This window comes from Vibrio sp. 10N.286.48.F5, assembly GCF_041469785.1.
GTDB classification, from domain to species: Bacteria; Pseudomonadota; Gammaproteobacteria; order Enterobacterales; family Vibrionaceae; genus Vibrio; species Vibrio crassostreae_C.
On record NZ_JBFRLG010000019.1, the window covers coordinates 1 to 15,794 of the forward strand.

A 15,794-nucleotide genomic window follows, 5' to 3' on the forward strand; every position below is an offset into this window, starting at 1 on the left:
GGTGTTGTAGCTAAAATCTTCGCTTAATAGCATTTAGATTTTTGCACTCTCTTCATTAGAAGAGCACGCATCTGAAAAGGGGAGCTTCGGCTTCCCTTTTGTTTTCTCAAAAGAAATATTACCTTCCATCTATCTTCTTCCCTCTCGATACAAAACCAACTTCCAATAAATTGCGATTATTTTTCCAACACTACTTGCATACTAAAGTGTGATCTGTATAATGCATCGCACTGGCTAACGCTGGTTGTGAACCAATGAGCACTGAGGAGTAGGTCTTACCTAGTAATGTATACTCAGCTTATGTTCGCGGTTAATAAAAATAGTAAACTTCTTGTTTACTTCAAAAGTTAACTGACAATGCGTCCTAATTTTGGGTGCTACGGTTTCACATAAATCAATCGGCATTCTCTCGTTTTATCGGGTTTGAGTGGCGATATTGTTTGTGTAATTTTTAATAATTGGAGCTCTGTCTCATGCAGAACCAACGTATTCGTATCCGCCTTAAAGCGTTTGATTACAAGCTAATCGATGCTTCAACTGCGGAAATCGTTGAAACAGCAAAACGTACTGGCGCACAGGTTCGTGGTCCTATTCCACTTCCTACTCGTAAAGAGCGTTTCACTGTTCTTACCTCTCCACACGTCAACAAAGATGCACGTGATCAGTACGAAATCCGTACTCACAAGCGTTTGATCGACATCGTTGAGCCAACAGATAAAACTGTTGATGCTCTAATGCGTCTTGATCTTGCAGCTGGCGTTGATGTTCAAATCAGCCTAGGTTAAGGGAGATAAGAATAATGATTGGTCTAGTCGGACGTAAAGTGGGTATGACCCGCGTATTTACTGAAGAAGGCGTTTCTATCCCAGTAACTGTTGTTGAGGTTGAAGCGAACCGTATTTCTCAAGTTAAAACTCTTGAGACAGACGGCTACGCAGCAATCCAAGTAACTACTGGTGCTAAGAAAGCTAACCGTGTAACTAAACCTGAAGCTGGTCACTTCGCGAAAGCGGGTGTAGAAGCAGGTCGCGGTCTTTGGGAATTCCGTTTAGAAAACGGCGAAGAGTTTGAAGTTGGCGCTGAGCTAAACGTAGAACTTTTCAACGAAATTAAAAAAGTAGACGTTACTGGTACATCTAAAGGTAAAGGCTTCCAAGGCGCTATCAAGCGTTGGAACTTCTCTACTCAAGATATGACTCACGGTAACTCTTTGTCTCACCGCGCACCGGGTTCAATTGGCCAATGTCAAACTCCAGGCCGCGTGTTTAAAGGCAAGAAAATGGCAGGTCACATGGGTGCTGAGCGTGTAACGACTCAAAACCTAGAGATCGTACGTGTTGACGCTGAGCGCAATCTACTCCTTATTAAAGGTGCAGTACCGGGCTCAACAGGCGGAAACGTGATCGTAAAACCTGCTGTTAAAGCATAACGTCTAGGAGTAAGTAATGGAATTGATGGTTAAAGGTGCTGATGCACTAACTGTTTCCGAGACTACTTTCGGACGTGACTTCAACGAAGCTCTTGTACACCAAGTAGTTGTTGCATATGCAGCAGGTGCTCGTCAAGGTACTCGTGCTCAAAAGACTCGTTCTGAAGTATCTGGCGGTGGCGCTAAGCCATGGCGTCAAAAAGGTACTGGCCGCGCACGTGCTGGTACAATTCGTAGCCCAATCTGGCGTACAGGTGGTGTTACTTTTGCTGCGAAACCACAAGATCACAGCCAAAAAGTAAACAAAAAAATGTACCGCGGTGCTATGAAGAGCATTCTTTCTGAGCTAGTTCGTCAAGAGCGTTTAATCGTTGTTGATAACTTCTCTGTAGAAGCACCAAAAACAAAAGAACTTGTAGCTAAGCTTAAAGAGCTTGAGCTAAGCGACGTTCTGATTGTGACTGGCGAAGTAGATGAAAATCTATTCTTAGCTGCTCGTAACCTATACAAAGTAGATGCACGTGATGTTGCTGGTGTTGATCCAGTATCACTAATCGCTTTCGACAAGGTTCTAATGACTGCTGACGCAGTTAAGCAAGTTGAGGAGATGCTAGCATGATCACTGAAGAGCGTATCTTAAAAGTTCTACGTGCTCCGCACATCTCTGAAAAAGCAACTATGGCAGCTGAGAAAGCGAACACTATCGTTTTCAAAGTAGCTAAAGATGCAACTAAGAAAGAGATCAAAGCAGCTGTAGAAAAGCTATTTGAAGTTGAAGTTAAGTCTGTAAATACTCTTGTATTAAAGGGTAAGACCAAACGTCAAGGTATGCGTGAAGGCCGTCGTTCAGACGTTAAGAAAGCCTACGTTACTTTGAAAGAAGGTCAAGATCTTGACTTCGTTGGCGGCGCGGAATAACAGGAGTAGTAAAAATGGCTATTGTTAAATGTAAGCCGACTTCCCCTGGTCGTCGTCACGTCGTTAAAGTTGTTAACGCTGACCTACACAAGGGTAAGCCATACGCACCACTTCTAGAGAAAAACTCTAAGAACGGTGGTCGTAACAACAACGGTCGTATTACAGTACGTCACATCGGTGGTGGTCATAAGCACCATTACCGTGTAATTGACTTCAAACGTACTAAAGATGGCATCCCAGCGAAAGTTGAGCGTCTAGAATACGATCCAAACCGTAGTGCTAACATCGCTCTAGTTCTGTACGCAGACGGTGAGCGTCGTTACATCATTGCACCTAAAGGTGTTAACGCAGGCGACCAGATTCAATCTGGCGTAGATGCTGCAATCAAAGCAGGTAACACTCTGCCGATGCGCAACATCCCAGTAGGTTCTACTGTACACTGTGTTGAACTTAAGCCTGGTAAAGGTGCTCAACTAGCTCGTTCGGCTGGTGCTTATGCTCAAATCATCGCTCGCGATGGTGCATACGTAACTATCCGTCTACGTTCTGGTGAGATGCGCAAAGTTCTTTCTGAAGGTCGTGCAACGATCGGTGAAGTTGGTAACTCTGAGCATATGCTACGTGAACTTGGTAAAGCTGGTGCTTCACGCTGGCGCGGCGTACGTCCAACCGTACGTGGTGTAGTAATGAACCCGGTGGATCACCCACATGGTGGTGGTGAAGGCCGCACATCTGGTGGTCGTCACCCAGTTTCTCCTTGGGGCGTTCCTACTAAGGGCTTCAAGACTCGTAAGAACAAGCGCACTGACAAGTACATCGTACGTCGTCGCACTAAATAATTTATAAAGAGGAATCGCCATGCCACGTTCTCTCAAGAAAGGTCCTTTTATTGACCTACACTTGCTGAAGAAGGTAGAGAAAGCGGTGGAAAGCGGAGACAAAAAGCCTATTAAGACTTGGTCCCGTCGCTCAATGATCATCCCAACAATGATTGGTTTGACCATCGCTGTCCATAATGGTCGTCAGCACGTTCCAGTTTTCGTTACCGAAGAAATGATCGGTCACAAACTGGGCGAATTTGCACCAACTCGTACTTATCGCGGTCATGCTGCAGATAAGAAAGCTAAGAAGAAATAAGGAGTAGATGATGGAAGCTTTAGCTAAACATAACTTTGCTCGTATTTCTCCACAGAAAGCTCGCTTAGTTGCAGACCAAATTCGCGGTAAGTCGGTAGACCAAGCTCTAGAAATTCTAACTTTCAGCAACAAAAAAGCTGCTGTATTAGTTAAGAAGGTTCTTGAGTCAGCTATCGCTAACGCGGAACATAACGAAGGTGCAGATATCGACGATCTAAATGTCGCTAAAATCTTCGTAGATGAGGGCCCTATCATGAAGCGTATTATGCCTCGTGCTAAAGGTCGTGCGGATCGTATCTTGAAGCGTTCAAGCCACATCACTATTGTTGTAGCAGATCGCTAAAGACTAGGAGAGTAAGCAATGGGTCAGAAAGTACATCCTAATGGTATTCGTCTTGGCATCGTTAAGCCTTGGAATGCTACATGGTTTGCTAATACCAACGAATTCGCTGACAACCTAGACGGCGACTTCAAGGTACGTCAGTTCCTTACAAAGGAACTACAAAAAGCATCATTATCTCGTATCGTTATCGAGCGTCCAGCTAAGAGCATCCGTGTGACTATTCACACTGCTCGTCCTGGCGTTGTTATCGGTAAGAAAGGTGAAGACGTAGAGAAGCTACGCGCAGCTGTAGCTAAAATCGCAGGTGTACCAGCGCAAATTAACATCGCTGAAGTACGTAAGCCTGAGCTAGATGGTCAGCTTGTAGCTGATAGCATCGCGTCTCAACTAGAGCGTCGTGTTATGTTCCGTCGTGCAATGAAGCGTGCGGTACAAAATGCTATGCGTCTAGGCGCTAAAGGCATCAAAGTACAAGTAGGCGGCCGTCTTGGCGGTGCTGAAATCGCACGTTCTGAGTGGTACCGTGAAGGCCGTGTGCCTCTACACACTCTACGTGCAGACATTGATTACGCAACTTCTTCGGCTCACACTCAATACGGTGTGATCGGCATTAAAGTTTGGATCTTCAAAGGTGAGATTCTAGGCGGTATGCCAGCTGCTAACGCAGTAGAGCCAAAAGGCGATAAGCCTAAGAAGCAGCGTAAAGGCCGTAAGTAAGGAGTCGAACGATGCTACAACCAAAACGTACTAAGTTCCGCAAGGTTATGACTGGTCGTAACCGTGGTCTAGCTAAAGGTACTGAAGTAAGCTTCGGCGAATTCGGTCTTAAAGCTGTTGGCCGTGGTCGTCTGACTGCACGTCAAATCGAAGCGGCACGTCGTGCTATGACACGTCACATTAAGCGTCAAGGTCAAATCTGGATTCGTGTATTCCCAGACAAGCCAATTACTGAAAAGCCTCTTGAAGTTCGTCAAGGTAAAGGTAAAGGTTCAGTTGCGTACTGGGTTGCTCAAATCCAACCAGGCAAAGTTATGTACGAGATGAATGGCGTACCTGAAGAGTTGGCACGTGAAGCGTTCCGCCTAGCGGCACGTAAACTGCCTGTTAAAACTACTTTTGTAACTAAGCAGGTGATGTGATGAAAGCACAAGATCTACGCGAAAAGAACGTTGAAGAGCTTAATGCTGAGCTATTGAATTTGCTACGTGAACAGTTCAACTTGCGCATGCAAGCTGCAACTGGTCAACTTCAGCAAACTCATACTCTAAAAGCTGTACGCCGTGACATCGCACGTGTGAAAACTGTTTTGACTGAAAAGGCAGGCGCATAATGAGCGAAACTAACCGCATCCAGCAAGGCCGTGTAGTAAGCGACAAGATGGACAAGTCTATCGTTGTTGCTATTGAACGCACTGTAAAACACCCAATTTACGGTAAGTTCATCAAACGCACGACTAAAGTACACGCACACGACGAAGACAACACTTGTGGCCTAGGCGACAAAGTTGAAATCGCTGAGTGTCGTCCTCTGTCTAAGACTAAGTCTTGGACATTGGTTAAAGTTCTAGAAAAAGCGAAGATTTAATCTTTGTAATTCTATAACTTATAAGCGGCTCCAAATTATTTTTTGGAGCCGCTTGTTTTTTGTCTACCCAATTTAAAAAAAGGGTGGTACAATTCGCGTCCCTTTTAAAGAGGCAGCCCGACCCGAGAGGGTCTAGTTTTAATATTTAGCGGAGCACTAACAATGATCCAGATGCAAAGTACACTTGACGCAGCAGATAACTCTGGCGCGCGCAAGGTAATGTGTATTAAGGTTCTGGGTGGCTCTCACCGCCGTTATGCACATATCGGTGACGTCATCAAGGTTACAGTGAAGGAAGCGATTCCTCGCGGTAAAGTAAAGAAAGGTGATGTTCTGAAGGCGGTAGTAGTGCGCACCCGTAAAGGCGTTCGTCGCCCAGACGGTTCTGTCATTCGCTTCGACAGTAATGCTTGTGTATTGTTAAATGACACTACTGAGCAACCAGTCGGCACACGTATCTTTGGTCCTGTGACTCGTGAACTTCGTAACGCGAAATTCATGAAGATTGTATCACTAGCACCTGAAGTTCTGTAAGGAGCGGCAATATGGCAGCTAAAATCCGTCGTAATGACGAAGTAATCATTCTTGCTGGTAAAGATAAAGGCAAGAAAGGTAAAGTAACTAAGGTTCTGACAACTGGTAAAGTTATCGTTGAAGGCATCAACCTTGTTAAGAAACACCAAAAGCCGGTTCCGGCTCTAGGTCAACAAGGTGGCATCGTTGAACAAGAAGCAGCTATTGATGCTTCTAACGTTGCTGTTTTTAACGCGGCTACTGGTAAAGCAGACCGTATCGGTTTCCGTATCGAAGATGGCAAGAAAGTTCGTTTCTTCAAATCTAACGGCGAAACTGTTTCTAACTAATTAGAAGTAATTTGGAGTTCTACTATGGCGAAACTGCATGATTACTACAAGTCGTCTGTAGTCGCTGAGCTTACCAAAGAGTTCAGCTACACAAGCGTCATGCAAGTCCCTAGGATTGAGAAAATCACCCTAAATATGGGCGTTGGTGAAGCAATCAACGATAAGAAACTGCTAGAAAACGCAGCAGCTGATATGGCAACGATCTCTGGTCAAAAGCCACTTATCACTAAAGCGCGTAAATCTGTAGCTGGTTTCAAAATTCGTGAAGGCTACCCAATTGGTTGTAAAGTAACCTTGCGTGGTGAGCGCATGTGGGAATTTTTAGAGCGTTTAATCTCTATCGCACTTCCACGTGTACGTGATTTCCGTGGTGTTAGCGCTAAGTCTTTTGACGGTCGCGGTAACTACAGCATGGGCGTTCGCGAGCAAATCATCTTTCCGGAAATCGACTACGATAAAGTCGATCGTGTCCGCGGTCTTGATATCACTATCACGACTTCTGCGGGTTCCGATGAGGAAGGCCGAGCTCTGCTGGCTGCCTTTAACTTCCCATTCCGTAAGTAAGGGTAGGGTTACTGTTATGGCTAAACAATCAATGAAAGCACGTGAAGCTAAACGTGCAAAACTAGTAGCTAAGTTCGCTGAAAAGCGTTCTGCGCTAAAAGTTATCATTAGCGATGTAAACGCATCTGAAGAAGATCGTTGGAATGCGGTTCTTAAACTGCAATCTCTTCCACGTGATTCAAGTGCATCACGTCAGCGCAACCGTTGCAACCAAACTGGTCGTCCACACGGTTACCTACGTAAATTCGGTCTAAGCCGCATTAAGGTTCGTGAAGCTTGCATGAAAGGCGAGATTCCGGGTCTTCGTAAGGCTAGCTGGTAATTGCCACTTAATCATTTGGAGTAAATCTTATGAGCATGCAAGATCCGATTTCGGATATGCTGACCCGAGTTCGTAACGGTCAGGCAGCAAACAAAGTTGCTGTAAAAATGCCTTCTTCAAAGCTTAAAGTTGCAATTGCTGCATTACTTAAAGCTGAAGGTTACATCGTAGACTTCGCTGTTAACAGCGAAGCAAAACCTGAGCTAGAAGTTACTCTTAAGTACTTCCAAGCTAAACCTGTAATCGAGCAAATCAAGCGTGTATCACGTCCTGGTCTAAGAGTTTATAAAAATAAAGACTCTTTACCTACAGTGATGGGTGGTCTTGGTATTGCAGTTGTTTCTACTTCCAAGGGTCTGATGTCTGACCGTGCTGCTCGTAAAGCAGGTCTTGGCGGTGAAATCATCTGTTACGTAGCTTAAGGAGTAGATTATGTCTCGTGTTGCTAAAGCACCTGTCGCTATTCCAGCTGGCGTAGAGGTGAAACTAAACGGCCAAGAAGTTACTGTAAAAGGTAGCAAAGGTGAGCTTACTCGCGTTCTTAACAGCGCCGTAGTTATTGCACAGGAAGAAACCAACCTAACTTTCGGTCCGAAAGAAGGTGTTACTAACGCATGGGCACAAGCTGGTACAGCTCGCGCTCTAGTTAATAACATGGTTGTGGGTGTTACTGAGGGCTTCACTAAGAAGCTAACTCTTAAGGGTGTTGGTTACCGTGCTGCTATGAAAGGCAACTCTGTAGCTCTAACTCTTGGTTTTTCTCACCCAGTAGAGCACGCTCTACCTGAAGGTATTAAAGCTGAGTGCCCTAGCCAAACTGAGATCATCATTACTGGTTGCGATAAGCAAGTAGTAGGTCAAGTTGCGGCTGACATTCGTTCTTACCGTGCTCCTGAGCCTTACAAAGGCAAAGGTGTTCGTTACGCAGATGAAAATGTGCGTACTAAAGAAGCTAAGAAGAAGTAAGGTATCACTATGGATAAGAAAGCATCTCGCATCCGTCGTGCTACACGTGCACGTCGTAAGATTGCAGAACTTGGTGCAACTCGCCTGGTAGTACACCGTACTCCTCGCCATGTTTACGCACAAGTTATCGCGGCAAACGGCTCTGAGGTTATCGCAGCTGCTTCTACTGTAGAAAAAGCGATCCGTGAGCAAGTTAAGAACACTGGTAACGTTGATGCAGCTAAAGCAGTTGGTAAAGCTGTTGCTGAGCGCGCTCTTGAAAAAGGCGTAGCTTCAGTTGCATTTGATCGTTCTGGTTTCCAATACCACGGTCGAGTAGCGGCGCTAGCAGAATCTGCTCGCGAAGCTGGTCTGAAATTCTAAGGTAGGGTTGGAAGATGGCTAAAGAACAACAACAAGCTAATGATTTGCAAGAAAAGCTGATCGCAGTTAACCGTGTATCTAAGACGGTTAAAGGTGGTCGAATCATGAGCTTTACTGCACTAACAGTAGTTGGTGACGGTAACGGTCGCGTAGGTTTCGGTTACGGCAAAGCTCGTGAAGTACCTGCTGCGATTCAAAAAGCAATGGAAAAAGCGCGCCGTAACATGGTTACAGTATCGCTTAACGAAGGCACTCTTCACCACCCGGTGAAAGGTCGTCATTCGGGCTCTAAAGTTTACATGCAGCCAGCTGCAGAAGGTACAGGTGTTATTGCCGGCGGTGCAATGCGTGCTGTACTTGAAGTTGCGGGCGTACATAACGTACTTTCTAAAGCATACGGTTCAACGAACCCGATCAACATCGTTCGTGCAACGATTGGTGCTCTAGTAGACGTTAAGTCACCAGAAATGGTTGCTGCTAAACGTGGTCTAACTGTTGAATCTATTTCGGAGTAAGCACACGATGGCAACTATTAAAGTAACTCAAACTAAAAGCTCAATTGGTCGCCTACCTAAGCACAAAGCGTGTCTTAAAGGTCTAGGTCTTCGTCGCATCAACCATACAGTAGAACTTGAAGATACACCGTGCGTACGCGGTATGATCAACAAGGTTTACTACATGGTTAAGATTGAGGAGTAATCAGAATGCGTTTGAATACTCTATCACCGGCTGCTGGCTCTAAACCTTCTAAGAAGCGTGTAGGTCGTGGTATCGGTTCTGGCCTTGGTAAAACAGGTGGCCGCGGTCACAAAGGTCAAAAGTCACGTTCTGGCGGCTCTGTTCGTCCAGGTTTTGAAGGCGGTCAAATGCCTCTAAAACAACGTCTACCTAAATTCGGTTTCACTTCTCGTAAGAGCCTAGTGTCTGCTGAAGTTCGTCTAGCTGAGCTAGCGAAAGTAACAGGTGACGTAGTTGATCTTAACAGCCTTAAAGCTGCTAACGTTATCACTAAGAACATCGAGTTTGTTAAGATCGTTCTTTCTGGTGACCTAAGCAAAGCTGTGACTGTTAAAGGTCTACGCGTGACTAAAGGCGCTAAAGCTGCAATCGAAGCTGCAGGCGGTAAAATCGAGGAATAATCTCGAGGAACGAGGTACAGATGGCTAAGAAACCAGGACAAGATTTTCGTAGTGCTCAGAGCGGCTTAAGTGAACTAAAGTCGCGCTTATTATTCGTAATTGGTGCACTTTTAGTATTCCGAGCCGGCTCTTTTGTGCCGATCCCTGGTATTGACGCAGCTGTACTTGCCGATTTGTTCGATCAGCAAAAAGGTACCATCGTAGAAATGTTTAACATGTTCTCCGGTGGTGCTCTTGAGCGTGCATCTATATTAGCATTGGGTATCATGCCGTACATTTCGGCATCGATCGTAGTCCAATTGCTAACTGTAGTTCATCCAGCGTTAGCGGAACTCAAGAAAGAGGGTGAAGCAGGCCGTCGTAAGATAAGCCAATATACACGCTACGGCACGCTTGTACTTGCAACATTCCAAGCTATTGGTATCGCAACAGGCTTACCAAACATGGTCGACAATCTGGTTGTTATCAACCAAACCATGTTTACGCTTATTGCTACCGTGAGTTTAGTAACTGGTACCATGTTCTTAATGTGGTTAGGTGAACAAATCACTGAGCGAGGAATCGGTAATGGTATTTCCATTCTGATTTTTGCAGGTATTGTTGCTGGATTGCCTTCTGCAATCGGTCAAACAATCGAGCAAGCGCGTCAAGGTGAATTGCATGTGCTTCTTCTGCTGTTGATTGCTGTATTGTCTTTTGCTGTTATTTACTTCGTAGTTTTCATGGAACGTGGTCAACGTCGTATCGTCGTTAACTATGCGAAACGTCAACAAGGTCGTAAAGTTTTTGCAGCACAAAGCTCTCACTTGCCTCTTAAGATTAATATGGCAGGTGTTATTCCAGCGATTTTCGCATCAAGTATTATTTTGTTCCCAGGAACATTAGCGCAGTGGTTTGGTCAAAATGGTGAAAGCAGCGCGTTCGGTTGGTTAACTGACGTGTCATTAGCTCTTAGCCCAGGTCAACCTTTGTATGTAATGCTTTATGCAGCAGCTATAATCTTCTTCTGTTTCTTCTATACAGCGTTGGTGTTTAACCCACGTGAAACAGCTGATAACTTGAAGAAGTCTGGTGCATTCGTACCCGGTATCCGCCCAGGTGAGCAGACAGCGAAATATATCGATAAAGTGATGACTAGACTAACCCTTGCGGGCGCTCTATACATTACTTTTATATGTCTGATTCCTGAGTTCATGATGGTCGCGTGGAACGTTCGTTTCTACTTTGGCGGCACATCACTACTAATCGTAGTGGTAGTTATCATGGATTTCATGGCACAGGTACAGACTCATCTGATGTCACAACAGTATGATTCTGTGTTAAAGAAAGCGAATCTGAAGGGTTACGGCCGTTAATTCGGTGGTAACAATTTCGATTCCATTTACGGAGTTTAGCAATGAAAGTTCGTGCTTCCGTTAAAAAAATCTGCCGTAACTGTAAAGTTATCAAGCGTAACGGTGTCGTTCGCGTGATTTGCAGTGAGCCAAAGCATAAGCAACGCCAAGGCTAATTAGCAGAAATTTTTACTTGAAATACAAGGTAGAGTCGAGTATATTCCTCGGCCTACCTTTTGCGTGCAAAAGAAGTAGTATGCCGCAGCGTATCCATAACGGGCTTTGCTGCGGATAATTCTTTTATGAACCCCTTAGGAGTGAATAATGGCCCGTATAGCCGGCATTAACATTCCTGATCATAAGCATTCTGTAATTGCACTTACTGCAATCTACGGTATCGGTAAAACTCGCTCTCAAGCTATTCTAGCTGAAGTGGGTATTGCTGAAGATGCTAAGATCAGTGAACTAACTGAAGAGCAGATCGATCAACTGCGTGATGGTGTAGCTAAGTACACTGTAGAAGGTGATCTACGTCGTGAAGTATCGATGAACATCAAGCGTCTTATGGACCTTGGCTGTTACCGCGGTCTTCGTCATCGTCGCAGTCTACCACTACGTGGACAGCGTACTAAAACCAACGCTCGCACCCGTAAGGGTCCGCGCAAGCCGATCAAGAAATAGTCGGATAAGGTAGAGTACAATGGCAAAACAACCAACTCGCGCGCGTAAGCGCGTACGCAAGCAAGTAGCTGATGGCGTAGCGCACATTCATGCTTCTTTCAACAACACAATCGTAACTATCACTGACCGTCAAGGCAACGCTCTTGCATGGGCTACAGCAGGTGGTTCAGGTTTCCGTGGTTCTCGTAAATCTACTCCGTTCGCAGCACAAGTTGCAGCTGAGCGTTGTGGTGAAATGGCTAAAGAATATGGCCTAAAGAACTTGGAAGTTATGGTTAAGGGTCCAGGTCCAGGTCGCGAATCTACTGTTCGTGCACTGAACGCTGCTGGTTTCCGTATCACTAACATTGTTGATGCGACACCAATCCCTCATAACGGTTGTCGTCCACCTAAGAAACGTCGCGTTTAAGTTTCGTTTCTAGGAATATTGGAGAAAGATCATGGCAAGATATTTGGGTCCTAAGCTTAAGCTTAGCCGTCGCGAAGGTACTGACTTATTCCTTAAGTCTGGTGTCCGTGCGATCGATACCAAGTGTAAAATTGATAACGCACCAGGTGTACACGGCGCTCGTCGCGGTCGTCTATCTGAGTATGGCGTTCAGCTTCGTGAGAAGCAAAAAGTTCGTCGTATTTACGGCGTTCTAGAAAAACAATTCCGCAACTACTACAAAGAAGCTGCACGTCTTAAAGGCAACACAGGTGCAAACCTGCTTCAGCTTCTTGAAGGTCGTCTTGATAACGTAGTTTACCGTATGGGCTTTGGCGCTACTCGTGCTGAATCTCGTCAACTAGTTAGCCACAAGTCTATTCTAGTTAACGGTAAAGTTGTAAACGTTCCTTCTTTCAAAGTAGCGGCAAACGACGTTGTTTCTATCCGCGAGAAAGCTAAACAGCAATCTCGTATTAAAGCGGCTCTAGAAGTTGCTGAACAACGTGAAAAGCCAACTTGGATTGAAGTAGATGCTGGCAAAATGGAAGGTACATTCAAGCGTATGCCTGAGCGTTCTGACCTATCAGCTGACATCAATGAACACTTGATCGTCGAACTTTACTCTAAGTAAGGTTAAAAAAAGAGAGGACACAATGCAGGGTTCTGTAACAGAATTTCTTAAGCCGCGTCTTGTTGACATTGAACAGATCAATACGACACACGCGAAAGTAACTCTTGAGCCATTAGAGCGCGGTTTCGGCCACACTCTAGGTAATGCTCTTCGCCGCATTCTTCTATCTTCTATGCCGGGTTGTGCCGTAACAGAAGTTGAAATTGAAGGTGTGCTACACGAATACAGCACTAAAGAAGGCGTTCAGGAAGATATCCTGGAAATCCTTCTAAACCTTAAAGGTTTGGCTGTACGCGTTGCTGAAGGCAAAGATGAAGTGTTTATTACACTGAACAAATCAGGCTCAGGCCCTGTTGTTGCAGGTGACATCACCCACGATGGTGATGTAGAGATCGCTAACCCTGAGCACGTAATTTGTCACCTAACGGATGACAACGCTGAGATCGCTATGCGTATCAAAGTAGAACGTGGTCGTGGTTACGTTCCAGCTTCAGCTCGTATCCATACTGAAGAAGATGAGCGTCCTATCGGTCGTCTACTAGTTGACGCTACTTACAGCCCGGTTGATAAAATCGCTTACGCTGTAGAAGCGGCACGCGTAGAACAACGTACTGATTTAGACAAGCTTGTTATCGATATGGAAACGAACGGTACTCTAGAACCTGAGGAAGCAATCCGTCGTGCAGCTACTATTTTAGCTGAACAATTGGATGCGTTCGTAGATCTTCGTGATGTACGTGTACCTGAGGAGAAGGAAGAGAAGCCAGAATTCGATCCTATCCTACTACGTCCTGTAGACGATCTTGAACTAACAGTTCGCTCTGCTAACTGTTTGAAAGCAGAAGCGATTCACTACATCGGTGATCTTGTACAGCGCACTGAGGTTGAGCTACTTAAAACGCCAAACCTTGGTAAGAAATCTCTTACAGAGATTAAAGATGTGCTTGCTTCACGTGGTCTTTCTCTAGGCATGCGTCTAGAAAACTGGCCACCAGCGTCAATCGCTGAAGATTAATCGAAAAGTTAGAAGGATTAGGTCATGCGCCATCGTAAAAGTGGTCGTCAACTCAACCGCAACAGCAGTCATCGCAAAGCGATGTTCAGCAACATGGCTAGCTCTCTTGTTCGTCACGAAGTTATTAAAACTACCGTGCCTAAAGCAAAAGAACTACGTCGCGTAATTGAGCCATTGATTACCCTAGCTAAGACAGACAGTGTTGCTAACCGTCGTCTTGCATTTGCTCGCACTCGTGATAACGAAGTTGTGGCAAAACTATTTAATGAACTAGGCCCGCGTTTCGCGGCTCGCCAAGGTGGTTACACTCGCATTCTTAAATGTGGTTTCCGTACTGGTGATAAAGCTCCAATGGCTTACATTGAGCTTGTAGACCGCCCAGCTGCTGAAGAAGCTGCTGAGTAATCTATACTAGATTCTTAATACAAAAGCCGAGCATTAGCTCGGCTTTTTTGTGTCTGTAGAACAAGGAAAAGATAATAGAAATTGCACCATGATGTTTGGCACTTTTTGCTTGTCTTATCTGCTCCAATTTTCAAAAATGTCTCGTATCTCGTATCTCGTATCTCGTATCTCGTATCTCGTATCTCGTATCTCGTATCTCAAATATCTTTTCTTCCACGCACAAAAAAGAGCACCGAAGTGCCCTTATTAGATTTTAAGCTAGCTATTAATAACTAACGATTATTGCCATATAGCTGAAAGTGAATCCATCAGGCCGCTCGTTGCACCTTGTGACTGCAGTGCTTGAAGAATGATGGGTGCAAATGTCGTAACCATTGATGGATCCATGCCTAATCCAGAAAACGCACTTTCAACGGCACCTTGTGAGCTTAGTAGCGATGATAGCCCCGTAGATTCAAGGCTCGACATGCCTGGAATAAGTGTCGCGAGTTCTTTGTTGTCGGCTGTGCCAAGTGAGTTTTGTGCAAGGGCCAACATTGAACCAATACCGCCAACTGCTTGGTCGCTGGTAACAGAAGCTTGGTCAGCTACCGTATCCACAAGTGGTGTTGTTTCGTTCTGCTGAGACCACATATTCACTGCTGCCATTAATGCAGTTTGTGATAGTTGGGAATAGTTGGTATCTGATGATGAACTGGTTTGTTCAGAGTCGCTAGTGCTAGCGCAAGAGACAACAGCAAGGCTGCTTAAAACTGTGATGAGTACTTTCTTCATTATTCGTCCTTAAGTAATAAAGTAATTTACTCTTTCACTATAAACGAAAAACGGCGATGTAGTCACATCGCCGTTGGATTATTTCAATTTTATTTGCCAATAGTATTTTGTTTTACTAAAGGTTTTTATAAAAATTAAAGAATAGCTAGAAGTTCTACTTCAAATACTAGAGCAGCAAATGGTGGGATTGCAGCACCTGCGCCACGCTCACCGTATGCTAGATCTTGAGGGATGTATAGCTTCCACTTAGAGCCAACAGGCATCATTTGTAGAGCTTGTACCCAACCTTGAATTACGCCAGTTACTGGGAATTCAGCAGGTTGACCGCGAGATACAGAGCTGTCGAAAACAGTACCGTCAGTTAGTTCGCCGTGGTAGTGAACACGTACTTGCTTGTCTGCAGTAGGGATTTCGCCAGTACCTTCAGTTAGTACTTCGTACTGAAGACCAGACTCAAGAACTGTTACTTCTGAACGAAGAGCGTTGTCAGCTAGGAAAGCTTCGCCGTCAGCAGCAGCAGCTTTAGCTAGTTCTTGACGTGCAGCTTCACCACGAGTGTGTAGCTCTTGTAGTGCGTTGTTGATTTCGTCAACTTCGATAGCTGGCATGTCGCCAACTAGAGCTGTTGCGATACCAGCAGCGATTGCGTCAACGTTTAGGCCTTCAAGACCAGAACCAGCAAGTTGTTGGCCCATTTGTAGACCGATACCGTAGCTAGCTTTTTGCTCTACAGTTTCAAATTTTACTTCAGACATGAAAAGTCACTCTTTTTGTCAGTACGAAAAGGGTAAGAATACCAGTATTAGCAGCGTGAAGAAACGGCTAGTCCCTGATCACTTGCGCTTTACCGTGCCCAAATCACAGCCATGTCAATTTTCTCGCTTTGGGCCTTGTTG

General features: G+C 45.1%; 30 protein-coding genes. 28 read left to right on the forward strand and 2 right to left on the reverse strand.

Features of this window, described 5'->3' with window-relative positions:
* Positions 1-473 precede the first annotated feature (473 nt).
* The 28 genes from rpsJ (at position 474) to rplQ (ending at position 14,124) form a co-directional block, all read left to right on the forward strand.
* Entirely contained in the window at positions 474-785 is a 312-nt protein-coding gene (rpsJ, locus tag AB4185_RS12445) for a 30S ribosomal protein S10 (protein WP_004736761.1), read from the forward strand.
* Between the two features lie 14 nt (positions 786-799).
* Positions 800-1,429: a 50S ribosomal protein L3 gene (rplC, locus tag AB4185_RS12450; protein WP_004736763.1), complete on the forward strand. Its 630-nt coding sequence runs from the start codon at positions 800-802 to the stop codon at positions 1,427-1,429.
* Between the two features lie 16 nt (positions 1,430-1,445).
* A complete protein-coding gene (rplD, locus tag AB4185_RS12455; protein WP_004738803.1) occupies positions 1,446-2,048 on the forward strand; it encodes a 50S ribosomal protein L4 in 603 nt (200 codons plus the stop codon).
* A complete protein-coding gene (gene rplW / locus AB4185_RS12460) occupies positions 2,045-2,347 on the forward strand; it encodes a 50S ribosomal protein L23 (RefSeq protein WP_004736765.1) in 303 nt (100 codons plus the stop codon). Before rplD ends, rplW begins: the two co-directional genes overlap by 4 nt.
* A 14-nt stretch (positions 2,348-2,361) precedes the next feature.
* Positions 2,362-3,186, forward strand: coding sequence for a 50S ribosomal protein L2 (gene rplB / locus AB4185_RS12465; RefSeq protein WP_010435149.1), 825 nt, complete (start codon positions 2,362-2,364; stop codon positions 3,184-3,186).
* 19 nt (positions 3,187-3,205) lie between these two features.
* Positions 3,206-3,484: a 30S ribosomal protein S19 gene (rpsS, locus tag AB4185_RS12470; RefSeq protein ID WP_004736729.1), complete on the forward strand. Its 279-nt coding sequence runs from the start codon at positions 3,206-3,208 to the stop codon at positions 3,482-3,484.
* 10 nt (positions 3,485-3,494) lie between these two features.
* Positions 3,495-3,827, forward strand: a complete 333-nt coding sequence (rplV, locus tag AB4185_RS12475) for a 50S ribosomal protein L22 (RefSeq protein ID WP_004736732.1) — start codon at positions 3,495-3,497, stop codon at positions 3,825-3,827.
* Positions 3,828-3,845: 18 nt separating this feature from the next.
* On the forward strand, positions 3,846-4,544 hold the full coding sequence (gene rpsC / locus AB4185_RS12480; protein WP_004736734.1) for a 30S ribosomal protein S3: 699 nt from the start codon (positions 3,846-3,848) through the stop codon (positions 4,542-4,544).
* Between the two features lie 11 nt (positions 4,545-4,555).
* The gene (gene rplP, locus AB4185_RS12485; RefSeq protein ID WP_004736736.1) at positions 4,556-4,966 is read left to right on the forward strand and encodes a 50S ribosomal protein L16; all 411 of its coding nucleotides are present in this window, start codon (positions 4,556-4,558) and stop codon (positions 4,964-4,966) included.
* Entirely contained in the window at positions 4,966-5,157 is a 192-nt protein-coding gene (rpmC, locus tag AB4185_RS12490) for a 50S ribosomal protein L29 (protein WP_004736737.1), read from the forward strand. Before rplP ends, rpmC begins: the two co-directional genes overlap by 1 nt.
* Positions 5,157-5,411 (forward strand): 30S ribosomal protein S17, encoded by a 255-nt coding sequence (gene rpsQ, locus AB4185_RS12495; protein ID WP_004736739.1) that lies wholly within the window; start codon positions 5,157-5,159, stop codon positions 5,409-5,411. Before rpmC ends, rpsQ begins: the two co-directional genes overlap by 1 nt.
* Positions 5,412-5,573: 162 nt before the next feature.
* Entirely contained in the window at positions 5,574-5,945 is a 372-nt protein-coding gene (gene rplN / locus AB4185_RS12500) for a 50S ribosomal protein L14 (protein ID WP_004736740.1), read from the forward strand.
* Between the two features lie 11 nt (positions 5,946-5,956).
* Entirely contained in the window at positions 5,957-6,274 is a 318-nt protein-coding gene (rplX, locus tag AB4185_RS12505) for a 50S ribosomal protein L24 (protein WP_004738792.1), read from the forward strand.
* A gap of 24 nt (positions 6,275-6,298) precedes the next feature.
* A complete protein-coding gene (gene rplE, locus AB4185_RS12510) occupies positions 6,299-6,838 on the forward strand; it encodes a 50S ribosomal protein L5 (RefSeq protein WP_004738790.1) in 540 nt (179 codons plus the stop codon).
* 16 nt (positions 6,839-6,854) lie between these two features.
* Positions 6,855-7,160: a 30S ribosomal protein S14 gene (rpsN, locus tag AB4185_RS12515; protein WP_004738789.1), complete on the forward strand. Its 306-nt coding sequence runs from the start codon at positions 6,855-6,857 to the stop codon at positions 7,158-7,160.
* 29 nt (positions 7,161-7,189) lie between these two features.
* Positions 7,190-7,582, forward strand: a complete 393-nt coding sequence (gene rpsH, locus AB4185_RS12520; protein ID WP_017061309.1) for a 30S ribosomal protein S8 — start codon at positions 7,190-7,192, stop codon at positions 7,580-7,582.
* 10 nt (positions 7,583-7,592) lie between these two features.
* Positions 7,593-8,126: a 50S ribosomal protein L6 gene (rplF, locus tag AB4185_RS12525; protein WP_017063712.1), complete on the forward strand. Its 534-nt coding sequence runs from the start codon at positions 7,593-7,595 to the stop codon at positions 8,124-8,126.
* Positions 8,127-8,135: 9 nt separating this feature from the next.
* On the forward strand, positions 8,136-8,489 hold the full coding sequence (rplR, locus tag AB4185_RS12530; protein WP_004738784.1) for a 50S ribosomal protein L18: 354 nt from the start codon (positions 8,136-8,138) through the stop codon (positions 8,487-8,489).
* A gap of 14 nt (positions 8,490-8,503) precedes the next feature.
* Entirely contained in the window at positions 8,504-9,004 is a 501-nt protein-coding gene (rpsE, locus tag AB4185_RS12535) for a 30S ribosomal protein S5 (protein WP_017061307.1), read from the forward strand.
* A 7-nt stretch (positions 9,005-9,011) separates the two neighbouring features.
* A complete protein-coding gene (rpmD, locus tag AB4185_RS12540) occupies positions 9,012-9,188 on the forward strand; it encodes a 50S ribosomal protein L30 (protein ID WP_004736756.1) in 177 nt (58 codons plus the stop codon).
* Between the two features lie 5 nt (positions 9,189-9,193).
* Positions 9,194-9,628: a 50S ribosomal protein L15 gene (rplO, locus tag AB4185_RS12545; RefSeq protein WP_004736758.1), complete on the forward strand. Its 435-nt coding sequence runs from the start codon at positions 9,194-9,196 to the stop codon at positions 9,626-9,628.
* A 20-nt stretch (positions 9,629-9,648) separates the two neighbouring features.
* Positions 9,649-10,983, forward strand: coding sequence for a preprotein translocase subunit SecY (gene secY, locus AB4185_RS12550; RefSeq protein ID WP_004738781.1), 1,335 nt, complete (start codon positions 9,649-9,651; stop codon positions 10,981-10,983).
* A gap of 41 nt (positions 10,984-11,024) precedes the next feature.
* Positions 11,025-11,138: a 50S ribosomal protein L36 gene (gene rpmJ / locus AB4185_RS12555; protein WP_000868186.1), complete on the forward strand. Its 114-nt coding sequence runs from the start codon at positions 11,025-11,027 to the stop codon at positions 11,136-11,138.
* Between the two features lie 148 nt (positions 11,139-11,286).
* A complete protein-coding gene (gene rpsM, locus AB4185_RS12560; protein WP_004738779.1) occupies positions 11,287-11,643 on the forward strand; it encodes a 30S ribosomal protein S13 in 357 nt (118 codons plus the stop codon).
* 19 nt (positions 11,644-11,662) lie between these two features.
* The gene (rpsK, locus tag AB4185_RS12565; RefSeq protein WP_004738778.1) at positions 11,663-12,052 is read left to right on the forward strand and encodes a 30S ribosomal protein S11; all 390 of its coding nucleotides are present in this window, start codon (positions 11,663-11,665) and stop codon (positions 12,050-12,052) included.
* A gap of 31 nt (positions 12,053-12,083) precedes the next feature.
* Positions 12,084-12,704 (forward strand): 30S ribosomal protein S4, encoded by a 621-nt coding sequence (gene rpsD, locus AB4185_RS12570; RefSeq protein ID WP_004738777.1) that lies wholly within the window; start codon positions 12,084-12,086, stop codon positions 12,702-12,704.
* A 22-nt stretch (positions 12,705-12,726) separates the two neighbouring features.
* Positions 12,727-13,719 (forward strand): DNA-directed RNA polymerase subunit alpha, encoded by a 993-nt coding sequence (locus AB4185_RS12575; protein ID WP_004729813.1) that lies wholly within the window; start codon positions 12,727-12,729, stop codon positions 13,717-13,719.
* Between the two features lie 24 nt (positions 13,720-13,743).
* Positions 13,744-14,124 (forward strand): 50S ribosomal protein L17, encoded by a 381-nt coding sequence (rplQ, locus tag AB4185_RS12580; protein ID WP_004729812.1) that lies wholly within the window; start codon positions 13,744-13,746, stop codon positions 14,122-14,124.
* A gap of 279 nt (positions 14,125-14,403) precedes the next feature.
* On the opposite strand, the gene AB4185_RS12585 is transcribed toward rplQ, so the two are convergent.
* Positions 14,404-14,898, reverse strand: coding sequence for a DUF2780 domain-containing protein (locus tag AB4185_RS12585; protein WP_017058875.1), 495 nt, complete (start codon positions 14,896-14,898; stop codon positions 14,404-14,406).
* Between the two features lie 134 nt (positions 14,899-15,032).
* Complete coding sequence (locus tag AB4185_RS12590) at positions 15,033-15,653, reverse strand: FKBP-type peptidyl-prolyl cis-trans isomerase (protein WP_008220519.1); 621 nt, start codon at positions 15,651-15,653, stop codon at positions 15,033-15,035.
* Positions 15,654-15,794 lie beyond the last annotated feature (141 nt).